Here is a 21,864-nt window from a genome sequence, read left to right on the forward strand (position 1 = left end):
CGCGGACAGTGTTGCAGGCGGGGTGGGTTACTCGCGAGGGATATTCGTACGAATCGTCAGCAGACCTTCGTCACAGCGCCGAAGAGCCCGTCCGCGCGAGTGCGGACGGGCTCTTCGGGCAATGCTGGCGGAGGGTCAGCCCACCGAGGAGTTGTAGCTCTCGATGGCGGGCTGGAGCTCCTTGGCGGCGTCCGCGAGCGCCTGCTGGGCGGTCTTGGTGCCCGCGATGGTCTGCTCGATCGCGGTCTCCACGCCCTTGCGGGCCTGCGGCATGACGCCGAGCAGGCAGCCGGCCGTGGCCGTGGTCGGCTTGGTGGCCTTCAGCTGCTCGATCGCGGTCTGGAACTGCGGGAACTTGCCCACCCACTCCTTGTCGGCGGGCAGGTCCAGCGCCTTGGAGTTGACCGGGAAGTAGCCGGTGCCGGTGTGCCAGACGGCCTGCTGCTCGGGGGCGGTGAGGAACTTCTCGAACTCCCAGGAGGCGCGCTTCTGGGCGTCGGAGTGGCCGGGGCCGGAGATCCACAGCGAGGCGCCGCCGATGATCGGGCCGCCCTGGTCGCCGGCCGCGGTCTTGGGGAACTGGGCGGTGCCGACGGTGAACTTGGCGGCCTCGGTGTAGCCGCGCAGCACGCCGGTGGACTCCAGGTGCATGGCGACCGTGCCGGCCTTGAACGCGGCCTGCGCGTCCGGGGTCTGACGGCCCGTGTTGGCCGCGTAGCCGCCCTTGACCAGGTCGGCCCACCACTGGACGATCTCGGCGCCCTTGGCGGAGTCGAAGGCCACCTTGCCGGCCTTGCCGCTGCGGCCGTTGTCGGCGTCGCAGTACAGCGCGCCGTTCTCGGCCAGCAGCTGCTCGACGAACCAGCCGTAGATGGCCGCGCCGAAGCCGTACCGGACGGTCTTGCCGCTGTCGTCCTTCTTGGTCAACTGCTTGGCCATGTCGCCGAGTTCGGCGAGCGTCGTGGGCGGCTTGGCCGGGTCGAGGCCGGCCTCCTTGAACGCGTCGTCGTTCAGGTACAGCAGCGGCATCGAGGAGTTGAACGGCATCGACTGCAGCTTGCCGCCGACCGAGTAGTAGTTCCGGATGTTGGCCTGCAGGTCGTCCAGCGAGTAGCCGTCCTTGTCGGCGAACGCCTGCGCCGGGACGGTCTGCTTGGAGTCGATCATGAAGCGGGTGCCGATGTCGTAGACCTGCACCACCGCGGGCGTGGCCTTCTGCTGCACCGAGGCCTTGTACTTGGCGATCAGGTCGTCGTAGGTGCCCTGGAACAGCGGCTTGACCTCGATCTTGCCCTGGTGCGCGGCGTTGAACTGGTTGACCAGGGCGGTCAGCTGCTCGGCGTTCTTGCCGGTCATCGAGTGCCAGAACTCGATGCTGGTCACACCGGACGCCTGGTCCAGCGCGGAGGCGGCCGGGGCGCCGGACTCGTCGGAGGAGCCGCCGGAGCCGCTCGAGCTGCAGGCGGTCAGGGCCAGGCCGGACACCAGCAGCGCGGCGAGCGCGCGGGCACTTCTCTTCACGGGTTCTCTCTCTTCTGCGAGGGTTGGTACCGGGAGCGGTGGTGCGGGCGGAGCGAAGTGGCGGTGCGTCAGCGGACGGCGCCCGCGGTCAGGCCGCGGACGATGAACCGCTGGCCGAACAGCACCAGCGCCAGCGTGGGCAGCAGCGACAGCACCACGCCGGCCATGATCAGGCCGGGGTCGGTCATCTCGGAGTCCCGCAGCGAGGTCAGGCCGATCTGCAGGGTCTGCATGTTGGCGGTGCGGGTGATGATCAGCGGCCAGAAGTACTGGTTCCAGGACGACAGGAAGACGTAGATGGCCAGCGCGGCCAGGGCCGGCTTGTTCAGCGGCACCAGGATCCGCCACAGGAACCGCCAGTGGCCGGCCCCGTCGATCCGGGCGGCGTCCCGCAGCTCGCCCGGGAACTGGCGGAACGACTGCCGCAGCATGAACGTCCCGAAGCCGGACGCCAGGAACGGCAGCACCAGGCCGAAGTAGGTGTTGCCCATGCCCCAGTCCGACAGCGTCAGGTAGTTGGGGATGATGATGGCTTCCCACGGCACCATCAGGGTGGCCAGGAACAGGCCGAACACGATGCTCCGGCCGCGCATCGGCAGGAACACGAAGGCGTACGCGGCGAGCACCGCGGTGAACAGCTGCGCCACCGTGATCAGGCCCGCCACCAGCATCGAGTTGCCGTACTGGCGGAACAGCGGGATGGCGTGCACGGCGCCGGAGAAGTTCTCCCCGGTGAGCGAGTGCGGCATCATCGCGGGCGGGTAGCTGGCGATCTCGTCCGGGCGCATGAAGGCGCCGGCGAAGACGTAGTAGACCGGGAAGGCGACCGTCAGCACGGCCACGGCGAGCACTGCCCAGACCCCGACCCGGCCCAGCGTGTCGCGGACCCGCAGCGGCGGGCGGGCGGTGCGGGCGGGCTCGGCGACGGCGGGCGTCTTGGTGAGGGTGGTCATGCGTAGTGCACCTTCCGCTCCAGGACTCCGAACTGCACGGCGGTGCAGCACAGCACGACCACCATCAGCACCACGGCCTGCGCGCTGGCGGTGCCGAAGTCGCTGGAGCCGTAGGCGAACGCCTTCTCGTACACGGAGTAGACCAGGGTGCGGGTGGAGCCGTCCGGGCCGCCCTTGGTGAGGATGTGGATCTGGCCGAAGCTCTGCAGCGCGTTCACGGTGGAGATCACCACCAGGAAGAACAGGCTGGGGCCGAGCATCGGAATGGTGATCGAGCGGGCCAGCCGGAAGCCGGACGCGCCGTCCAGCCGGGCGGCCTCGGTGATCTCGCCCGGGATCGAGCCGATGCCGGCCGAGAGCACCAGCACGTTGTATCCGAGGTTCATCCAGATCGTGGAGATCGCGACGGAGATCAGCGCCCACTGGGAGTCGGTCAACCAGCCCACCGGGCCCAGACCGAGGTGCGACAGCAGCCCGTTGAGTACACCGCTGGCGGGGTTGTAGAACACCGAGAAGACCACCGAGGCGCTCGCCACCGAGAACGCGAACGGCAGCGCGAAGGCGGATCGCAGCAGCCGCACGCCGCGGATCCGACCCTCCATCAGCAGGACCAGCAGCAGCGCCCCGAGCACTCCGGGGGCCACCGTGAACAGCACGAACAGCGCGGTGGTGACCAGCGTGTTGCGGAAGTCCGCCGAGGAGAGCAGGTCGGTGTAGTGCTTCATGCCGACGTACTTGGAGGGCGCACCGAACAGGTCGTTGGCGTGTGCGCTCAGGTAGAAGGTGCGCCCCAGCGGATAGACGATGAAGAGCGCGAAGACCACTACCGAGGGCAGCAGGAAGGCCCAGGCGAGCCCGTGCTCGCCGAGACGGCGCCGTGGCTCGGGTGGGCTTGATGCGGTCGGCATGGTGCGCGTCCGCCTTTCGTGACGTTGGTTCCGGCCAAACCGTGTCGTCCTCGAACGACGGGTCGGCGAGGAGAGGGTGAGCGGAGGGTGTCGCGCAGTTTACGCGTTCGCGTCACATCCGAGGGGACGGCTGTCGCCACCCCGTCACTGTCTGTTCCGCGCCCTCGCGCAGCCGTTGTTCCGTCAGGTCTACCGGCCGGTAGGAATACTGACTTCCGATCACTGTGCGTGGCAAGGCTTCGGACGCGTCCGATCGATCTTCAGTTGTCCGGGGAGCCGGGCTTCTGCCCGGTTTCGGTCAGCGCAGCAGGCGCCGCTCCTTGGCGATCGCGACCGCGCCGGAGCGGGTGTCCGCGCCGAGCTTGGCGTAGATCCGGCCGAGGTGGGTCTTGACGGTGGCCTCGCTGATGAACAGCGCCCGGGCGATCTCCCGGTTGCCCAGGCCCTGGCCGAGCTGGTCGAGGATGTCCTGTTCACGGTCGGTGAGTTGGGGCAGGGGGGAGCGCATCCGGGCCATCACCCGGGACGCGACCGGCGGGGACAGCGCCGGCCGGCCCGCCGCGGCCGAGCGGATCGCCGCGAACAACTCGGCCGGGCGCTCCGCCTTCAACAGATACCCCGTCGCGCCCGCGTTGATGGCCCGGGTGATGTCGGCGTCGGTGTCGAAGGTGGTCAGCACCAGAACATGGCTGTCGCCCGGGCCGGCCAGGATCCGCCGGGTGGCCTCCACCCCGTCGATTCCGCTGCCGAGTTGAAGATCCATCAGCACCACGTCCGGCTGCAGGCGGGCGGCCAGCGTCACCGCCTCCTCGCCGGTGCTGGCCTCGCCGACCACCTCGATCGCCCCGTCGCTGGCCAGCAGCGCCAGCAGCCCGGCCCGGACCATCGCGTGGTCGTCGCAGATCAGCAGCCTGACCTTGTCGTTGTCGTTCATGGACCCTCCGTGCGGTGCGGGTGGTGCGGGTGGTGCGGTGTGCTGTCAGCGGGCCTCCGGTGGGCTCTCGAAGCGTGGGCTCTCGAAGGGCGGGCTCTCGGGCGGTGAACCCTCGGGTGACGGACTCCCGGCCGGTGGGCTCTCCAGCGGGACGGCGGCCGAGACCACGGTGCCCTCGCCCGGGGCCGACTCGACGGTGAGCGTGCCGCCCAACTGCCGTAGCCGGGCCCGCATCGCGGGCAGCCCGTGGCCGCGCCCGTGGCCGCGCCCGCGGCCCGCGCCGGCCGGCCCGCCCGCGCCGCGGCCGCCGGGTGGCGGGGTGAAGCCGCGGCCGTCGTCCGCGACATCCAGCACCGCCTGGTCGCCCAGGTAGGACAGCGTGATCGAGGCCCGGCCGGCCCGGGCGTGCTCCCGGACGTTGGCCAGCGCGCCCTGGGCGATCCGCAGCAGCGCGGACTGCGCGGCGGCCGGCATCGGCGCCGGGCTGCCGTCCAGCTGGAAGCGGACCGGCAGGCCGCTCTCCGCGGCCTCCCGCTCGGCGAGGGCGGCCAACGCGGCCTCCAGCGTGCCCTGTTCGGCGAGATCGGCCGGGGCGAGGTCGTGCACGAAACGGCGGGCCTCGGCGAGGTTCCGGGCGGTGATCGCGGCGGCCGTCCGGACATGGCCGCGGGCGGCCGCCGCATCCTGCTCCCAGGTCAACTCGGCGGCCTGCAGCAGCATTTGCTGGCTGGACAGGCCCTGCGCGAGGGTGTCGTGGATCTCGACGGACAGCCGCTCGCGCTCGGACAGCGCGCCCTGCCGGCGCTCCACGGCGGCCAGCTCCCGGCGGGCCCGGATCAGGTCGATGATCAGTTTGTGCTGCCGGGCGCCCTGCCGCTGCATGTACAGGAACACCGCGGTGGCCAGCGCGGCGACCGCCGGGGGCAGCAGCACCAGCGTCGGATCGGCGCCCGGCAGCCGCAGTTGGGACACCATCACCAGCGCGGTGAGCGCCGACACCAGCGGGATCGCCGTCCGCGGCGGGAACGCCCGCAGCACCGTGTACACCAGCGGGACGGCGCACCAGGCGAAGCTCGGCGCCATCAGCACCAGCACCGCCCAACTGCCCAGCACCGCCGCCAGCCAGGCCTGCCGGCGCTCGGAGAGACCGGACAGGTGCCCGGCGGCGAGGGCGATGCTCAGCGCGATCACCCACGGTGTCAGCGGGCTGGCCAGGTGGTGCGTCAGGTAGCGCGTCAGCGAGGTGCCGAGCAGCAGCACGAAGACCAGCCGCATGACCATCGCGAGCCAGCCCGCGTCCGGGTCGGCCGCCCGGGAGAGCGGGAGACGCATCATGGCCGACCTCCTTTCGCGCGCTGTCGGCACCGGCAGGCACGCTGCCGGCACTTGGATGGTGCCCGCGGATCACGGTTCGCACATCAACCGATCGGCTGACACGGTTGTCGTCCATCATGCTCCGCCGGTCCAGCCGGTTCGCCGATCCGCGGTGGGGGTCCGGCCGCGAACCATGGAGAGCGAGGCCGGCGCACCCCAGCAGTCCGGCACCGAACCACCGATCCAGGAGCCGAAGATGAAGAAGCTGAGCACCCGTACCCGCGTCGTCACCGGTGCCGTCGCGGTGGCCGCGGTCGGCGCGAGCGTGGTCGGCGCCGTCTCCGCCAGCGCCGAGACGCCGAACGCGGCCCCCGCCACCGCCGTCTCGTCCGACGTCCAGAACAAGAACACCTTCGACACCTCGCACCTGACGGTCGAGGCCGCCACCAAGGCCGCCCAGGCCAGCCTGGACGCCGCGGCCAAGGCCGGCCAGAAGATCTCCGTCGCGGTCGTCGACCGGAACGGCAATGTGATCGTCGAGCTGCGCGGAGACGGCGCCGGCCCGCAGTCCTTCGAGTCCGCCCAGCGCAAGGCCTACACCGCGGTGTCCTGGAACGCCCCGACCTCCGAGCTGGTCAAGCGCCTGGCCCAGGCGCCGAACCTGAAGGACATCCCCGGCACGCTGTTCCTCGGCGGCGGCGCCCCGGTCCAGCTGAAGGGCGCCCCGATCGCGGCCGTCGGCGTGGCCGGCGCCCCCAGCGCCGACCAGGACGAGCAGTTCGCCCAGGCAGGGGTTGCCGCGCTGAACAAGTGAGGCCCGGCGCCGCAGGGCCGGTGGCCCGCTCCCGGAAGAGCGGGCCACCGGCCCGGTCGGTGCGCTGCGCGGAGGCTCAGACCTCGCGAGGCACCTGCTCGGGTCCGCGAGGCAGCCGTTCGGGTTCGCGGTAGGCGCACAGCGCCCAGATCACGAAGACGTCCAGCGCGATCAGCACCAGCGACCACAGCGGGTAGTAGGGGATGTCGAGGAAGTTGTCCAGCAGACTCAGCGCGGCGAAGAACACACCGGCGATCCGGGCCCAGAGCATGCCGGTGAGCACGCACAGGCCGGTCAGCGCGACCAGCGCGCCGATCACCAGGTGGATCCAGCCCCACGAGGTGAGGCTGAAGCGGAAGACGTACTGGGGGGTGGTCACGAAGATGTCGTCCTTGGCGATCGCCATGATCCCGCGGAACACCTCCAGCAGACCGCTCACCAGCATCAGCACACCGGCGAACAGCACAGTCCCGGACACCCAGGGCTTGTTCCCGGGGGCCGGTGAAGCGGGCGGCCCGGGCGCTGCCGGGGTCGGACCGACGGACGAGCTCATGGGAGACCTCCTTGGCCGAAGTTGACCTGTGACGACCCTCGACCCGTCCACCCGCCGGGGCACCCCGGCGACTCCGTTCGGGTGACTCCCCGCCGCCCGCACCCCCGCCCCGGCCCGCCCGCCACGGCCCCGCCGCGTACCGGATCGCCCCGGCCGCGCGCGCTGTGTTTACTGGTCACAGTGCCCGGGCGCCCGGCGAGGAGGTGCCGAAGCCATGGCCGACACCAGCTGGAACGACCTGCCGCAGCCGCTGCGCCGGGTACTGGACGGCACGCCCGCCGGCGTCGCCGTCCTCGACACCCACCTGCGCTTCCGCTACGTCAACCCGGCGCTGGCCGCGATGAACGGCATCCCCGCCGAGCGCCACCTCGGCCACACCGTCGCCGAACTGTTCCCCGGCCTCGACGCCCGCGACGACCTGCTGCGCGAGGTGCTCGCCGACGGCCGCCCCCGCGAGATCACCTCCAGCGGCCACACCCGGGCCGGCTCCCCGCAGCACCGCCGCTACTGGTACGGCGCCTACCACCGGCTGGAGACCGCCGGACAGCCCGCCGGCCTGGTCGGCATCCTGCTGGAGGTCACCGCCAGCCACCGGCAGCAGCGCGAACTCGAACAGGCCCGGGCCCGGCTCGCCCTGCTCGACACCGCCGCCACCCGGATCGGCACCACCCTCGACGTGGAGACCACCTGCGGCGAACTCGCCACCTTTCTGATCGAGCACCTCGCCGACGCCGCCACCGTCGAACTGCTCCCGCACTCCGACAGCCAGCACGCCCGCCCCCTCCCCGACGGCGGCCGCCGCCTGCTGCGCACCGCGGTCACCGCCAGGCCCGACCTGCTGGAGCGGATCCGGGTGCTCGGCGAACGCGGCGAGTACGTCGACTACGGGCCCGACTCCGCCGTGCCGCGCTGCCTGGCCGAGGGCCGCCCGGTGATCGAGAACCAACTGACCGAGGCCGACGCGCGCCGCACGGCCCCCAACCCGGACCGGATCGCCGACTTCGGCGCGCTCGGCGTCCACGCCGCGATGGTGGTGCCGCTCACCGCCCGCGGCCACCGGATCGGCACCGCCACCCTGCTGCGCACCGGCCCCTCCCCGGGCTTCGGCGAGGACGACGCCGTCGCCGCCCAGGACCTCGCCGTGCGCGCCGCCATCAACCTCGACAACGCCCGCCGCTACAGCCGCGAGCACGCCGTCGCCGTCGACCTGCAGCGCGCCATGCTCGCCGAACCCGGCACCCCGCACCCCGACATCACCGTCGCCTTCCGCTACCGCCCGGCCGGCACCAGCGCCCTGATCGGCGGCGACTGGTACGAGACGGTGGCGCTGCCCGACGGCCGCACCGTGCTGGCCATCGGCGACGTGATGGGCCACGGCATCGAGGCCGCCGCCGACATGAGCCACTACCAGGCGATGCTCCGCGCGATGGCCCTGCTGGAGCCGAGCGCAGACCGGCTGCTGGCCCGGATGGACGGCCTGGCCGGCGAGGTGCACGACTACCGCCCGTCCACCTGCCTGGCGGTGTACGCCGAACCCGCCCGCGGCCGCTACTGCTTCGCCAGCGCCGGCCACTTGCCGCCCGCCGTGGTCCGGCCCAACGGCGAGGTGGCGCTGCTGCCGGTGGCGCCCGGCCCGCCGCTCGCCACCGGCCACAACGGCTACGTCCCGAGCTACGCGGTGGTCCCGCCCGACCACACCCTGCTGCTGTTCACCGACGGCCTGGTGGAGCGCCGCGGCGAGGACATCGACCGCTCGCTGGAGCGGCTCACCGCCCGGCGGCTGCCCGCCGGGGCCGGCCCGGAACGGCTGCTGGACGAGGTGCTGGCCGGCGCCCCTGACCCCGCCGAGGACGACATCGCGCTGCTCGCCGCCGCCCCCGCCCGGCCGCGCCCCGGGCAGGCGAGCAGCGGGGAGGTGCTGACGGCGCTGACCGGCGGGCGGTGGCAGCCGCTGCGCCGGTGACGGGCCGTCACGAGGCGAGCGAGCGGAGCGCGAGTGCGCGCAGGTCGGCCAGCCGGTTCCGGTCGAAGCCGTGGTAGACGGCGTTGGTGCAGAGCACCACGTAGCGGCCGGTGTGCGGGGCGAGGAACAGGCTGGTGCCGGTGAAACCGTGATGGTAGGCCACCGAGTCGTCGGCGGTGACCAGCCAGGCGAGGCCGCGGTGCAGGCCGGGTTCGACGGCGGCGCAGGGGCGGCGGCTCTCGGTGAACCAGTCGGCCAGCGGGCTCGCCCCGGCCAGCAGGTGCTCGGCGTAGGCGGCGAGGTCGGCGGCGGTGGAGAACACCCCCGCGTGGCCGGCCACCCCGCCGAGCAGCGCGGCGCTCGGGTCGTGCGGCGCGCCCCAGGTGCGGGGTGCGTCGCGCAGGCGCTGTTCGGTCGGGGCGAGCTGCGGGTCGCGCGGCAGCGGTCCGTAGACGGTGGCGGTCAGGCCGAGGTCGCGCCAGAGTTCGTCGGCGAGCAGGTGCAGGGGGTTGCCCAGCAGGGCGGGCAGCAGCAGGCCGAGCAGGATGAAGCCGCGGTCGATGTAGCGGTACCGGCTGCCGGGCGGGCTGACCAGCGGCTCGGCGCACAGGTGCTCGATCAGCGGTCGGCCGGTGTGTTCGTAGCCGGCCAGGCCGGTCCACGGGAGCAGGCCGGAGGTGTGGCAGAGCAGCTGCCGGGCGGTCAAGTAGCCGCCGGGGGAGGGAAGTTCGGGCAGGTGTTCGCGCAGCGGGGCGTCCAGGTCGAGCCGGCCGGCGCGGACGGCGGCGCCGACCAGTGGCCAGGTGGCGAGCACCTTGGTGAGCGAGGCGAGGTCGTAGCGGGTGCCCGGGCCGGGCCGGGCGTCGCCGCACTCGGGGGCGACCAGGCCGTGCCCGACGGTGACCCGGCCGGCGCCCACCTCCCCGACGGTCAGCACCCCGCCGGGGAACAGCCCGGCGTCCACGGACCTGGCGAGGCCGGCGCCGAGGACGGCGGCGGTGTCGGCGCTCCACGTGGAGTTCTGCACGGCATCCCTCTCGTCCGGACAGGCCCTGGTCCGCATTCTCGCCCGCGCCGGACGGCGAAGACCAGGGGCCGTCAGGTGGGCTGCGGGGCCAGGGCGTCGAGGGCGGCCAGCGCGCGGTCGGCGTCGTCGGCGGGGACGAACAGGTGGTCGTGGTGGAAGCCGGCCACCACGTTGCAGCTGATCCCGTGCTCGGCGAGCGCGGCGGAGACCGCGGCGGTGAGGCCGACGGCGTCCAGCGCGGAGTGCACCCGCAGGGTGATCCAGGCGGCGGTGAACGCGTGCGGCAGGCCGAGCGAGTCGGCCTCCTCCTCGAGGACGACGAAGGTCACGCCCTCGGGTTCGGCCACCGTGACGACCGGCCGCAGCCCGGCGGGAACCCGGCCGGGCAGTGTGCAGTACACGTAGCGGCCGGGGTTGAGGACGGGGCTCAAGCCGGAGAGCAGCTGTCGAAGATCGCGTTCGCCTGACATGGCCGTCACCGTAGTGGCTGCGGGCGGCGGGGCGGGAGCGCTGCGGGGCGTGTCGGTGTCACTCGTAGACGCGGGCCTCGTCGAGCTGCCAGGCGACCGACGTCCAGGTCACCGGTTCGATCGGCGGGGCGTCGGAAAATCTCGGCGGCAGGCCGAGGGAGGAGTCGAGCCAGGACTCCCAGGACGTCAGGAACCCGGCCAGCGAGCCGCTCGCCCAGCCGCCGCCGTCGCCGGCCCACAGACCGCGGGCCACCCGGTCCGCCGTCCAGGCGCGGTCCCGCGCGTAGTCGGCGGCCAACGCGCGCAGCAGGATCCGCAGTTCGCCGGAGGTGGCCACGTCCAGCTCCTCGCCCAGCGGGGCGGGTTCGGCGGGCCCGGCCGGTGGTGCGGCGAGGGCGCCGAGCAACTGGTCGGCCAGGCCGGACCAGCCCGGGTCCGGGGCCTGCTCGGGGAGGGCGGCGGCCCAGCGGAGCAGGACGTCGTCCACGTCCGGGCCCTGGCCCGCGAAGTGCGCGGACAGGCGCCGCAGCAGGGCGAGGAAGTCCTCGGCGGTCTCGACCGGGTCCGTCGTCGTGTTCGTCACGGCGCGAGGTTAGGGCCGGGCAGGCGCTCGGTTCGACCGGTTATTTCGGCGGCCGGGTATCGGAAGGGGTTGTCGAACGACAGTTACCGATATATCGTCGAGTTATCGAGATGCTTCGCCGATGGAGCGTCCGACAGCCATGGGGAGTGGATCATGCGTTACGACAAGCGCTACGGCGGGGAGAGCCGGCGCCGCTGGGCCGAAGGGGCGCGGCGGGCCGGGGAGGGCGAGGAGTTCGAGGTGCGGGCCGCGTTCGGGCCGTTCGGGGCGCCGGGGCGGCCGATGCCGCCGTTCGGTCCGGGGTTCGGGCCGCGCGGGCGCGGCTTCGGCGGCCACGGGACGCGCGGGCACGGCGGCCGGCGCGGCGGGCGGGCCCGGCGGGGCGATGTGCGGGCCTCGCTGCTCGCGCTGCTGCGGGAGCGGCCGATGCACGGCTACGAGATGATCACCGAGATCGGCGAGCGCACCGGCGGAGTCTGGCGGCCCAGCCCGGGTTCGGTGTACCCGACGCTCCAGTTGCTGGAGGAGGAGGGGCTGATCAAGGCCAACGAGGAGTCCGGCAAGAAGCTGTTCGAGCTGACCGAGCAGGGCCGGGCCGAGGCCGAGCAGGGCCCCGAGTCCCCGTGGGACGAGGCCGGCCGGCAGGGCGACTGGGAGGCCGTGCAGGAGGTCGGCGCCGCGCTCGCGGCGGTGGACCACGCGGTGCGCCAGGTCATGATGACCGGCACCGAGGAGCAGCGCGCCAAGGGCCTGGCCGTGCTGGCCGAGACGAAGAAGAAGCTGTACCTGATCCTGGCCGAAGAGGCCTGAGAGCGAGCGGCGGGCGTCAGCCGCTGGCGGCCTCGTCGTACTCGTAGCGCCAGCGGAACCGGCCCTTGGCGTTGTACTCCTTGGCACGCCGGTAGACCAGCGTGACCGCCGGGGTGTCCCCGTGCGCGGGGACGGGCACCCGGTAGACCTTCGGGACGGACTGCAGCGGGCTCAGCAGGATCGGCAGCACCCTGCCGTCCAGCGGGCCGCCGAGGAATGCGGTGTCGGCGCTTCTCACCGCTCCAGGGTAGGGCGACGGGCGGGATGTCCGGTGCGGGCGGGTGTGTCCGCCGCGGCGGCGGAAGGTGTGACGGGGACGGCACTGCCAACGGTCATTCGGAGGGCTCCGGGACCCTTATCCTGCTACGTACGCCCCCGGGGGTTGCCCCGGGTCCGCGGGCCCGTACGGGCCGGGTGGGGCGCGCCGAGGTGCGCCCGCCCGCCGAGCGAGACTCTCGTACTCCGTACCCGCCCCCGGAACGTCGGCCGGCCGGAGAACCCGGCCCCGGTCGACGACAGACGCCCCCGCGCGTGGTGCACCGATGAGGGAAGCAGCGAGCGGCTCCGTGTGTTGGCGTCGTTTGTGGCGTAGGTGGTCGTGCCGTACCAGGCGCGGCAGCTCAGCGGGTGCGGAAGGGGCCAGATGGAAGCCAGCAGCAGGTGGACGTCCTGGTGGCGGCGGGACCGGAAGCAGGACGACCCGGGCGCCGAAGAGGACGCGGCTGCGAAGCTGGATCTGCTGCTGGGGGCGGTCCGGTCGGGGTTCCCGGTGGCGCCGGCGGCGCACCCGGAGGGGTACCGGTGTTCGTGCGACCGGGTCGGCTGTCCGGCCCCGGCCCAGCATCCGGTCTCCTTCGCCTGGCAGTCCCAGGCCACCACCGACGCCGAGCAGTTGGCGCACTGGCTGACCCGCGACCCGGAGGCGAACTTCGTCACCGCGACGGGCCGCGCGCACGACGTGCTGGACGTGCCGGCCGAGGCCGGGGTGCTGGCGCTGCGGCGGCTGGACGCGCTCGGCGTGGGCGGCCCGGTGGCGGCGGTCGGCAACGACCGGTACCTGTTCTTCACCGCGACCCGCGGCACCCCGCAGGACGAGGACGAGTGGTGGCCCAGCGCGCTGGACTCCACCCCCGAGACGGTCTCCGAGCACCCCGGGCTGCGCTGGCACTGCCGCGGCTCGTACACCCTGGTCCCGCCGGCCGCGCTGACCGACGGCTCCCGGGTGCGCTGGCTGCGCGGCCCCGACCAGCAGCTGCCGGACCCGCTGCGGGTGCTGGACGTGCTGACCGACGCGTGCACCGAGGTCGGCGCCGTCGCCGAGGAGCAGTGGCTGATCGGCTGAGCCGGGGCAGGACCTGAAGCCGGTCCCGAAGCAGGACCTGAAGCAGGAACGACAGAGCGGCCCGTCCCCCGACCGGGGTGGCGGGCCGCTTCGGCGTTCCGAGGCGTTCCGAGCGTTCCGGAAGGTCAGGGCAGGGTGAGGATCTCCGCGCCGTCGGCGGTGACCACCAGGGTGTGCTCGAACTGGGCGGTGCGCTTGCGGTCCTTGGTGACGACCGTCCAGCCGTCCGGCCAGATGTCGTAGTCGTAGCTGCCCAGGGTGAGCATCGGCTCGATGGTGAAGGTCATGCCCGGCTTGATCACCTGGGTGGCCCGCTCGCTGTCGTAGTGCGGGATGATCAGGCCGGAGTGGAACGAGGTGTTGATGCCGTGGCCGGTGAAGTCGCGGACCACGCCGTAGCCGAAGCGCTTGGCGTAGGACTCGATGACCCGCCCGATCACGTTGATCTGCCGGCCCGGCTTGACCGCCTTGATCGCCCGGTCGAGGGATTCCCGGGTGCGCTCCACCAGCAGCCGGGACTCCTCGTCCACGTCGCCGCACAGGTAGGTGGCGTTCAGGTCGCCGTGCACCCCGTGGATGTACGCGGTGGCGTCGATGTTGACGATGTCGCCGTCCTGCAGCACGGTCGAGTCCGGGATGCCGTGGCAGATCACCTCGTTGATCGAGGTGCAGACCGACTTCGGGAAGCCCCGGTAGCCGAGGTCGGACGGGTACGCGCCGTGGTCGCACATGTACTCGTGCGCGACGGCGTCGAGCGCGTCGGTGGTGACACCGGGTGCGATCAGCTTCGCGGCCTCCGCCATCGCCTGCGCCGCGATCCGGCCGGCGATCCGCATCTTCTCGACGGTCTCCGCGGTCTGCACCTCGGGGCCGGTGTACGGGGTCGGCGCGGGCTTGCCGACGTACTCCGGGCGCGCGATGTGCGCGGGGACCTTGCGGGTGGGGGACTGCGTGCCGGGTACCAGAGCCATGACCGCGAGTGTATCGGCCGCCATCCGCCCGCCCCGGGCCGTGTGCGCGGCCGGGCCACCGGGAATGATCACTGCTGACCGCCGCGGCCCTCGCCGCGGGGCCCACCAGGACGGGAGACGAGACGATGGTGTTCGGCCGCAGCAAGCCCACCGGGCAGCCGGGGGAGTGGTTCTACTGCATCAAGCACGGCAAGGTCGAGGAAGGCCCGGAGTGCCCCGCCAAGGACCGGCTCGGCCCCTACGCCAGCCGCGAGGAGGCCGCGCGCGCCCTGGAGACCGCCGCCGAGCGCAACCAGGAGTGGAAGCAGGACCCGCGCTGGAACGACGAGGACGAGCCGGGCACCGAAGGCTGACGGAGGCTCAGGACACGCCCTCGGAGACGCCCGCCGCCTTCGCCGCTTCCGCCGCCTGCCGCTCGTGCTGGGCCCGCACCGCCAGCGCGTGCGGGTCGGTGCGGGAGTCCCAGGCCAGCAGCTTGGGGATGGACGCCGTCAGCGCCAGCACGCCCAGCACGCACATCACGCCGCCGGTCCAGATCGAGGCCCGCGTCCCGATCATCGCGGCCATGCCGCCGGCCCGGACCTGGCCCAGCTGCGGGCCGACCGAGTACGACAGCACCTCCACCCCGGCGAGGCGGCCGCGCAGCTCGTCGGGGATGGACTGGTTCCAGATCGTCGACCGGGCCACCCCGCTGATGTCGTCGGCGGCGCCCGCCAGCGCCAGGCACACCAGCACCAGCCAGATGTTTCCGGCGAGGCCGGCCAGTGCCATCGACGCGCCCCAGCCGAGCGCCGCGAACAGCAGCATCCGGCCGTGCCGGTGGACGCGCGACATCCAGCCGCTGGTCGCCGACACCACCAGCGCGCCGGCCGCCATCGCCGAGTACAGCAGGCCCAGCGCCCACTCCGCATCCAGCGACGAGGCCAGGAACGGGAACACCGCGACGGGGAAGGCGAACAGCATCGCCACCGTGTCGATCGCGTAGGTGCCCAGCAGGTCCTTGCGGCTCCACGCGTAGCTCAGGCCCTGCCCGATGCTGCGCAGCGACGGGCGGTCGGCGCTCTCGGCGGGCGGCACCGGGCGCATCCGGACGATCAGCGTCAGCGAGACCAGGAAGGTCGTCAAGTCCAGCGCGTAGGCGACGCGCGCCCCCGCGAGCGTGACGATCACACCCGCCAGCGGCGGGCCGGCCACCGAAGCGACGTTGCGGTACAGCGAGTTGAGGGCGAACGCGGCGGGCAGCTGATCGTGCCCGACCACCCGCGGGATCATCGAGTCCAGCGCCGGACGCTGCATGCCGTCCAGTGCTGCCGTCAGCGCCGCCACCAGGTAGATCGGCCACAGCAGCGGATGCGGCAGCAGTGCGTTGGCAAGCATCAGCGCGGCCAGCAGCGCCAGGCCCGCCTCGGTGAGCAGCACCAGGCGGCGGCGGTCCAGCGCGTCCGCCAGCGCGCCGCCCCACAGGCCGAACACCACCAGCGGCACCAGCTCGAACGCGCCGACCAGGCCGACCGCGAGGGTCGAGTCGGTCAGCTGCTTGATCTGGATCGGCACCGCGACGTACGTGAGGAAGCTGCCGAAGCCGGTGATGCAGCCCGACGTCCAGAGCAGCCGGAAATCCCGGGAGGAGCGCCAGGGCGTCAGATCCGGGGCGAGCTTGCGGAAGAAACGGGCAGCAGACGTCACATGGTCAGATGCTGCGGTAGGCGGACGGAACGGGGCAACTGCTTTTCTGTCGGGCCGTCACCAGCGCAGCACCGGCGAGGCGGTCAGCCGCTCCGCCAGCCGGGCCAGCCGCGAGCGCGGCGGCACCGTCGAGGTGGCCGAGCTGACCAGGTGCTGGACCAGTTCGAACGGTTCGGGTTCGGCGTCCGGCACCGTCAGCCGCTCGTGCGCCAGCGCCGTCAGCTCGGGGTCGCCGCCGTCCAGGGCGAGCAGCACCGCGCCGGCCCGGCGGGCACCGTCGAGGCGCTCCAGCAGGGGCTCGTCGGCGGGCGCGGGGGCGATCAGCAGCACCGTTGCGCCGGTGCGTGCCTCCTCGAGCCGGGGCAGCCCGCACGCCAGATGGTTCGGCGCGCCCGTCGGCACGGTGTGCCGCAGCAGGGTCGGGACCAGCTCGGGAACCCCGCTGTACGCGGCCTCGTCGCTCAGGTGCGCGGCCAGGTGCCACGGCTCGTAGTGGGGGGTGCCGACCAGCAGCAGGCCGGTGGCGCGGCGCCGGGTGACCGAGCCGCGCAGTGCGGAGGCGAAGACGCCCGCCCGCTCGGGCCAGCCGGTGCCGGACAGTGACTGCCGGAGTGCGGAAACTCTCACCGCGTCCATGCGCGACAGCATGCTGCCCGGGCAGGCCGTTTGGCAGGATCTTCCGCATGACGCAACCCGATTCAGTGAACGCGACGGCCGGACCGGGCCGACAGCTGCCGGACGTCTCCGAGCTCGTGGTGGGAGTCCTCGGCGGCACCGGTGACCAGGGCCGCGGCCTCGCCTACCGGCTCGCCAAGGCCGGTCAGCAGGTGATCATCGGCTCCCGCAGCGCCGAGCGCGCCGAGGACTGCGCCTCGCAGCTCGGCCTGGGCATCCGTGGCACCGACAACGCGCGGTGCGCCCGGGAGAGCGACGTGGTGATCGTCGCGGTGCCGTGGGACGGCCACGCCGAGACGCTCACCTCGCTGCGCGCCGAACTCGCCGGGAAGATCGTGGTGGACTGCGTCAACCCGCTGGGCTTCGACAAGCAGGGCGCCTACGCGCTCCAGGTCCCCGAGGGTTCCGCCGCCCAGCAGGCCGCCGCGCTGCTGCCGGACTCCACCGTCACCGCCGCCTTCCACCACCTGTCGGCGGTGCTGCTGCAGGACGAAACGGTGGAGTCGATCGACACCGACGTGATGGTGCTCGGCGAGGACCGCGCCGCCACCGAGACCGTGCAGGCCCTGGCCGGCCGGATCCCCGGCATGCGCGGCATCTTCGCCGGGCGGCTGCGCAACGCCCACCAGGTGGAGGCGCTGGTGGCCAACCTGATCTCGGTCAACCGCCGCTACAAGGCGCACGCGGGCCTGCGGATCACCGACGTCTGAGCCGACGTCTGAGCCGGGCGCGCCGCGGTGTGACCCACGCCGCGGCGCGCACCGGCCACCCCCGGCCGGTGCGGGCTGTTCGGTCGGCGAGAATGGCGGAGCCACACCGCCCGCCCGAGGAGTCCCGCCATGCCCCGCAACGCCCTGTACGCCACGATCGTCCTGGCCCTGGCCGTGACCGCCGCGGTGGTCTCGTTCGTCGAGGGCAACTGGCTCGGCGTGGTGTGGGTGCTGATGGCCGGCGTGGCCAGCAACATCGCCTGGTACTACCTGCGCAAGGACCGCGCCGAGCGGGCCCGCGCGCAGCAGCCGCAGGCCCAGTAGAGCGGATGGCGCGGGCTCAGTAGGTCTTCCAGAAGCTGAACAGCAGCCGGCCGACCGCCGCGTAGTGCGAGTCCGCGCCGAACAGGTCGAAGATTCCCATGGTGAGGTCGTACAGCCACTGGCCGACCTGGCTCTGCCACACCAGCGCGAACAGCAGCAGCATGCCGTAGGGCGCGTACGGGGCGATCGCCCGACGGGTCTTGGGCGACAGCCAGGGCTCGATGATGCCGTAGCCGTCCAGGCCCGGCACCGGCAGCAGGTTCAGGATCGCCGCGGTGACCTGGAGGTAGGCGAGGAAGCCCAGGGCGGCCGGCAGCGGGGAGAACATCAGCTCCTCGCCGTCGTAGTGGGCCGGCACGTTCGGGTTGTCGAACCAGCCCTGGCTGACCGCCACCAGCAGCACGATGCCGAACAGCGCGTTCACCAGCGGGCCGGCCGCCGAGATCAGGCTGTGCTTGAGACGGCCGGAGATCCGGTCCCGCTCGATGTAGACCGCGCCGCCGGGCAGGCCGATGCCGCCCATCAGCACGAACACCACCGGCAGCACGAAGCTCATCACCACGTGCCCGTACTTCAGCGGGTTCAGCGTCAGGTAGCCCTTCATGCCGACCGTGATGTCGCCGCCCGCCAGCGCGGTGCGCGCGTGCGCGTACTCGTGCAGGCAGAGCGACACCATCCAGCCCGCCACCACGAACAGGAAGATTCCGAACCGGTCGTTGCCCCAGCCGGTGGCCAGCGCGAAGCCGGACGCGACGAAGGTGCCGGCCAGCGCCAGGAAGATCGGGCTGACCCGGCTCTCCGCGCTGCGCTGGCCGGTGCTGGCGTAGGTCATGACGAGAAGGCTCCGGAACATGGGGGTCGGGCGGACGTCCGATGATGCCGGGCACCGGGCGCACCCGACAAGCGGCCATGGATGAACGGACGGCGGCAGCCCAGCGTTCCGTACGGGTGTGCGCCCGGGGCGTCGGACGCGTCCCGCAGAATGGGCGGGTGCATTACGGCATCCTCGGCACCACCACCGCCCACCACGACGACGGCACGGCGATCGCGCTCGGCGGCGCCCGGCTGCGCGCCCTGCTCGCCGCGCTCGCGCTGCGCCAAGGCCGGCCCGTCCCGGCCGAGTTGCTCGCCGACGAGGTGTGGGCGGAGGAATCGCCGCAGGACGCCGCCGCCGCACTGCAGACGCTGGTCGGCCGGCTGCGCCGCACCGTCGGCCGGGACGAGATCGGCTCCGGGCCGGCCGGCTACTGGCTGACCGGCCCGCACACCGATGTCGCCGAATTCCAGCGGCTGGCCGCCGACGGCGTCCGCGCCCTCGCCGACGGCGACCCGGCGGCCGCCGCCGACCGGCTCACCGCCGCGCTCGCCCTGTGGCGCGGCCCCGCGCTCGCCGACCTGCCCGACCGCACCGCCCCCGCCGCCCGCCTGGAGGCCCAGCGCGAGGACGCCCGCCGGCACCGGCTGACCGCCCAGCTGGCCCTCGGCCGGGCCGCCGAGGTCACCGCCGAACTCGCCGAACTCTGCCGGGACCACCCGCTGGACGAGCAGCTCCAGGCCCTCCAGCTGCGCGCCCTGCGCGCGGCCGGCCGCACCGCCGAGGCGCTCTCCCGCTACGAGGAGATCCGCCACACCCTCGCCGACCGGCTCGGCACCGACCCCGGCCCCGAACTGCGCGCCCTGCACCGCGAGTTGCTCACCACCGCGCCCGAAACCGCTCCCGCTGCGCCGACCACTGCCGCCGGCAACCTGCGCCCCGGCCGCACCAGCTTCGTCGGCCGCGAGGGCGAACTCGCCACCGTGGCACGCGCGTTGACCGCCGGCCGGCTGACCACACTGACCGGCCCCGGCGGCTCCGGCAAGACCCGGCTGTCCGTCGAGGCCGGCCGCCGCGAACAGGGCACCGCCAACTGGCCCGGCGGCGTCTGGCAGGTCGAACTCGCCCCGCTGGACGACCCCGCCGCCGTCCCCGCCGCCGTCGCCGCCGCGCTCGGCCTGCGCGAGACCGTGCTGCACACCGGCGGCACCGTCGCCGAGGTGATCGAGGGCGGCCGCAAGGACCCGGTGAGCCGGGTCGTCGACCACCTCGGCCGCCGGCGCCTGCTGCTGCTGCTCGACAACTGCGAACACGTCGTCCAGGCCGCCGCCGACCTCGCCGACCGGCTGCTCGCCGACTGCCCGGGCGTCACCGTCCTCGCCACCAGCCGCGAACCGCTCGGCGTCCCCGGCGAGACCGTGCTGCCCGTCGAACCGCTGCCCGACCCGTCCGCGCTGCGGCTGCTCGCCGACCGCGGCGCCGCCGCCCGCCCCGGCTTCCGCACCGACCAGGACCCGGAGGCCTGCGCCGAACTCTGCCGCCGCCTGGACGGCCTGCCGCTGGCCATCGAACTCGCCGCCGCCCGGCTGCGCGGACTCACCCCCCGCCAGCTCGCCGACCGGCTGGACTCCAGGTTCGCGCTGCTCACCGCCGGCTCCCGCACCCTGCTGCCCCGCCAGCAGACCCTGCGCGCCGTCGTCGACTGGTCCTGGGACCTGCTCGGCCCGCGCGAACGCGCCGTGCTGCGACGGCTTTCGGTGTTCGCCGGCGGCTGCACCCTGGAGGCCGCCGAGGCCGTGCTCGCGGACGCCGAGGTGCCCCGGGTGGAGGTCGCCGACCTGCTGCTGTCGCTGGTCGACAAGTCCCTGCTGGTGGCCGGGCTCGGCGAACAGCCGCGCTACTGGATGCTGGAGACCATCCACGAGTACGCGGCCGAACGCCTCGCCGAGGCCGCCGAACCCGAGGTCGCCCACCGCCACACCAGGCACTACCGGGAAGTCGCCCGGACCGCCGCCCTCCGCCTGCGCGGCCCCGGCCAGCTCGACGAGCTCGCCCGGCTGGACCGCGAGCAGGAGAACGTCCGGGCCGCGCTGCGCCGCGCCGTCGACGCCGAGCAGGAACAGGAGGCCCTGGTGCTGGCGCTGTCGATGGCCGGCTACTGGGCGCTGCGCGACTACCGCGCCGAGTCCCGCGGTTGGTACGAAGCAGCCGCCGTGCTCGGCCCCGAGCCGTTCGCCGACGACGCCCCGATGCCCGTTCCGCTCACCGCCGGCCCGCTCGACCAGCCGCCGCCACTGCCGCCCGAGGTCCTCCAGGAGGCCCGCCGCCACCTCGGGCTGCACCGGCTGATCAGCATGTTCTCCGGCGACCTCGGGATGCTCGACGACGCCGCCGCGCTGAGAACCGCCCACCGGGTGCTGGAGGTCTACACCCCCGACCTGCCGCAGTCCTACCAGGCCCCGGTGCTCAGCCGGGTGTTCGCGGTCTTCCTCACCGGCGAGATGGACCGCACCCGGGCGGTGCTGGACGACGCGGTGGCCGGCGCCCGCCGCCACGGCGCCCCCGGCGACCTGGCGTTCGCCTTGCAAATGCGCGCCCGGCTGCTCAACGACCTGGCCGGGGGACTGGAGCAGGCGATCGCCGACAGTGAGGAGGCGCTCGCCCTGTACACCGCGCAGGGCGACCTGTGGGGCAGCTCCGACGCGCTGGCCGCGAAGGCGGAGAACGCCACCAAGTCCGGCGACCGCGCGCTCGCCGAACGGGCCTTCCGCGAGGCGATCGAGCTGGCCGTCCGGCTCGGCGCCCGCCAGGAGGTGCCGCTGCTGCGCGCCCGGCTCGGCGAGGTGATCGCCGAATCGGACCCGGCGGCCGGCGAGCGGATGGTCCGCGAGGCCGTCGCCGAGGCCGCCGTGGACAGCCGGGACGCCGAGGGCGCGCGGCTCTACGGCCGCCTGGTGCTGTGCAACCTGTGCGTGCAGCGCGGTGAGTACGCCGGGGCGCTGGCGGTGCTCGACGAACTGTCCGACGAAGTACCCACCCGCGGCCCGCTCCCCTGGGTGTTCCTCGGCATCACCACCTGCATCCGGGGCTGGGCGACCGCCCGCTCCGGCGACCCGCGGGCCGGACTGGCCCTGATGCGCGAGGGCCGCCGCGCGATGGCCGAGGTGGAGGGCCGGGCCACCGTCTTCGTCGAACACATGGCGATGATGCTGATGATCCCGCTGGCCGCCGTCCTCGCCGAACTGGCCCAGCAGGAGGGCAACTTGGCCGCCGCCCGGCGCGGCGCCGAACTGGTCGGCGCGCACGAGGGCCTCAGCGGCGCCTCCGGCTCCTTCATGGAGCGCGCCGAACGTGCCCGCTGCGAGGCGGTCCTGCGCGAACTGCTCGGCGAATCGGCGTACTCGACGGCACACGAGAAGGGCGGACGCCTCGACCTGCACGAGGCGTCCGCCCTGCTGAACGATCCCGGGGAGTTCTGAGACCGACCTCCCC

The 21,864-nt window shown here is 73.4% G+C and carries 22 protein-coding genes; 8 read left to right on the plus strand and 14 right to left on the minus strand.

Annotated elements, in window-relative coordinates; translation table 11 throughout:
- Positions 1–135: 135 nt before the first annotated feature.
- The 5 genes from ACFYS8_RS22610 to ACFYS8_RS22630 form a co-directional block, all read right to left on the minus strand.
- The gene (locus ACFYS8_RS22610) at positions 136–1,521 is read right to left on the minus strand and encodes an ABC transporter substrate-binding protein (protein WP_387643382.1); all 1,386 of its coding nucleotides are present in this window, start codon (positions 1,519–1,521) and stop codon (positions 136–138) included.
- A gap of 68 nt (positions 1,522–1,589) precedes the next feature.
- Entirely contained in the window at positions 1,590–2,474 is an 885-nt protein-coding gene (locus ACFYS8_RS22615) for a carbohydrate ABC transporter permease (RefSeq protein ID WP_387643384.1), read from the minus strand.
- Entirely contained in the window at positions 2,471–3,382 is a 912-nt protein-coding gene (locus tag ACFYS8_RS22620) for a carbohydrate ABC transporter permease (RefSeq protein WP_387643385.1), read from the minus strand. The genes ACFYS8_RS22615 and ACFYS8_RS22620 overlap by 4 nt, the downstream gene beginning before the upstream one ends.
- Before the next feature lie 298 nt (positions 3,383–3,680).
- The gene (locus ACFYS8_RS22625) at positions 3,681–4,316 is read right to left on the minus strand and encodes a response regulator (protein WP_387643387.1); all 636 of its coding nucleotides are present in this window, start codon (positions 4,314–4,316) and stop codon (positions 3,681–3,683) included.
- A 45-nt stretch (positions 4,317–4,361) separates the two neighbouring features.
- Positions 4,362–5,651: a sensor histidine kinase gene (locus tag ACFYS8_RS22630; RefSeq protein ID WP_387643389.1), complete on the minus strand. Its 1,290-nt coding sequence runs from the start codon at positions 5,649–5,651 to the stop codon at positions 4,362–4,364.
- 235 nt (positions 5,652–5,886) lie between these two features.
- On the opposite strand from ACFYS8_RS22630, the gene ACFYS8_RS22635 reads away from it, so the two are divergent.
- Entirely contained in the window at positions 5,887–6,444 is a 558-nt protein-coding gene (locus ACFYS8_RS22635; protein ID WP_387643391.1) for a heme-binding protein, read from the plus strand.
- A 76-nt stretch (positions 6,445–6,520) separates the two neighbouring features.
- Here the strand turns inward: ACFYS8_RS22635 and ACFYS8_RS22640 are convergent, their stop codons facing one another.
- Positions 6,521–6,922 (minus strand): hypothetical protein, encoded by a 402-nt coding sequence (locus ACFYS8_RS22640; protein WP_387643393.1) that lies wholly within the window; start codon positions 6,920–6,922, stop codon positions 6,521–6,523.
- A gap of 289 nt (positions 6,923–7,211) precedes the next feature.
- On the opposite strand from ACFYS8_RS22640, the gene ACFYS8_RS22645 reads away from it, so the two are divergent.
- Entirely contained in the window at positions 7,212–8,960 is a 1,749-nt protein-coding gene (locus tag ACFYS8_RS22645; RefSeq protein WP_387643395.1) for a SpoIIE family protein phosphatase, read from the plus strand.
- Positions 8,961–8,967: 7 nt separating this feature from the next.
- Here ACFYS8_RS22645 and ACFYS8_RS22650 read toward each other — a convergent pair whose 3' ends face one another.
- From ACFYS8_RS22650 to ACFYS8_RS22660, 3 genes are all read right to left on the minus strand, one after another.
- Positions 8,968–9,987 (minus strand): serine hydrolase domain-containing protein, encoded by a 1,020-nt coding sequence (locus ACFYS8_RS22650; RefSeq protein ID WP_387643397.1) that lies wholly within the window; start codon positions 9,985–9,987, stop codon positions 8,968–8,970.
- A gap of 71 nt (positions 9,988–10,058) precedes the next feature.
- Complete coding sequence (locus tag ACFYS8_RS22655) at positions 10,059–10,457, minus strand: ACT domain-containing protein (protein ID WP_387643399.1); 399 nt, start codon at positions 10,455–10,457, stop codon at positions 10,059–10,061.
- 58 nt (positions 10,458–10,515) lie between these two features.
- Positions 10,516–11,040 (minus strand): hypothetical protein, encoded by a 525-nt coding sequence (locus tag ACFYS8_RS22660; RefSeq protein WP_387643401.1) that lies wholly within the window; start codon positions 11,038–11,040, stop codon positions 10,516–10,518.
- A gap of 153 nt (positions 11,041–11,193) precedes the next feature.
- On the opposite strand from ACFYS8_RS22660, the gene ACFYS8_RS22665 reads away from it, so the two are divergent.
- A complete protein-coding gene (locus ACFYS8_RS22665; protein ID WP_387643403.1) occupies positions 11,194–11,850 on the plus strand; it encodes a PadR family transcriptional regulator in 657 nt (218 codons plus the stop codon).
- A 16-nt stretch (positions 11,851–11,866) separates the two neighbouring features.
- Here the strand turns inward: ACFYS8_RS22665 and ACFYS8_RS22670 are convergent, their stop codons facing one another.
- Positions 11,867–12,088: a hypothetical protein gene (locus tag ACFYS8_RS22670; protein WP_380481373.1), complete on the minus strand. Its 222-nt coding sequence runs from the start codon at positions 12,086–12,088 to the stop codon at positions 11,867–11,869.
- 405 nt (positions 12,089–12,493) lie between these two features.
- On the opposite strand from ACFYS8_RS22670, the gene ACFYS8_RS22675 reads away from it, so the two are divergent.
- Positions 12,494–13,192: a bifunctional DNA primase/polymerase gene (locus tag ACFYS8_RS22675; RefSeq protein ID WP_387643405.1), complete on the plus strand. Its 699-nt coding sequence runs from the start codon at positions 12,494–12,496 to the stop codon at positions 13,190–13,192.
- A 125-nt stretch (positions 13,193–13,317) separates the two neighbouring features.
- On the opposite strand, the gene map is transcribed toward ACFYS8_RS22675, so the two are convergent.
- Positions 13,318–14,163: a type I methionyl aminopeptidase gene (gene map, locus ACFYS8_RS22680; protein WP_387643407.1), complete on the minus strand. Its 846-nt coding sequence runs from the start codon at positions 14,161–14,163 to the stop codon at positions 13,318–13,320.
- Positions 14,164–14,288: 125 nt separating this feature from the next.
- Between map and ACFYS8_RS22685 the strand changes: the two genes are divergently transcribed.
- The gene (locus ACFYS8_RS22685) at positions 14,289–14,516 is read left to right on the plus strand and encodes a hypothetical protein (RefSeq protein WP_387643408.1); all 228 of its coding nucleotides are present in this window, start codon (positions 14,289–14,291) and stop codon (positions 14,514–14,516) included.
- Between the two features lie 7 nt (positions 14,517–14,523).
- Here the strand turns inward: ACFYS8_RS22685 and ACFYS8_RS22690 are convergent, their stop codons facing one another.
- Both ACFYS8_RS22690 and ACFYS8_RS22695 read right to left on the minus strand, forming a co-directional pair.
- A complete protein-coding gene (locus ACFYS8_RS22690; RefSeq protein WP_387643409.1) occupies positions 14,524–15,849 on the minus strand; it encodes an MFS transporter in 1,326 nt (441 codons plus the stop codon).
- Between the two features lie 57 nt (positions 15,850–15,906).
- Positions 15,907–16,485 (minus strand): hypothetical protein, encoded by a 579-nt coding sequence (locus tag ACFYS8_RS22695; RefSeq protein ID WP_387643411.1) that lies wholly within the window; start codon positions 16,483–16,485, stop codon positions 15,907–15,909.
- A 47-nt stretch (positions 16,486–16,532) separates the two neighbouring features.
- Here ACFYS8_RS22695 and npdG point away from each other — a divergent pair, with 47 nt between their 5' ends.
- Both npdG and ACFYS8_RS22705 read left to right on the plus strand, forming a co-directional pair.
- Complete coding sequence (gene npdG, locus ACFYS8_RS22700) at positions 16,533–17,234, plus strand: NADPH-dependent F420 reductase (protein ID WP_387643412.1); 702 nt, start codon at positions 16,533–16,535, stop codon at positions 17,232–17,234.
- A 129-nt stretch (positions 17,235–17,363) separates the two neighbouring features.
- Positions 17,364–17,558 (plus strand): hypothetical protein, encoded by a 195-nt coding sequence (locus tag ACFYS8_RS22705; RefSeq protein WP_387643414.1) that lies wholly within the window; start codon positions 17,364–17,366, stop codon positions 17,556–17,558.
- 16 nt (positions 17,559–17,574) lie between these two features.
- Here the strand turns inward: ACFYS8_RS22705 and ACFYS8_RS22710 are convergent, their stop codons facing one another.
- Positions 17,575–18,390: a site-2 protease family protein gene (locus ACFYS8_RS22710; protein ID WP_387643416.1), complete on the minus strand. Its 816-nt coding sequence runs from the start codon at positions 18,388–18,390 to the stop codon at positions 17,575–17,577.
- 158 nt (positions 18,391–18,548) lie between these two features.
- Between ACFYS8_RS22710 and ACFYS8_RS22715 the strand changes: the two genes are divergently transcribed.
- Entirely contained in the window at positions 18,549–21,851 is a 3,303-nt protein-coding gene (locus tag ACFYS8_RS22715; protein WP_387643418.1) for an ATP-binding protein, read from the plus strand.
- Positions 21,852–21,864: the final 13 nt, after the last annotated feature.

Origin of the sequence: Kitasatospora sp. NPDC004615 (assembly GCF_042873545.1) — a bacterium.
In the GTDB taxonomy this organism is placed as follows: Bacteria; Actinomycetota; Actinomycetes; order Streptomycetales; family Streptomycetaceae; genus Kitasatospora.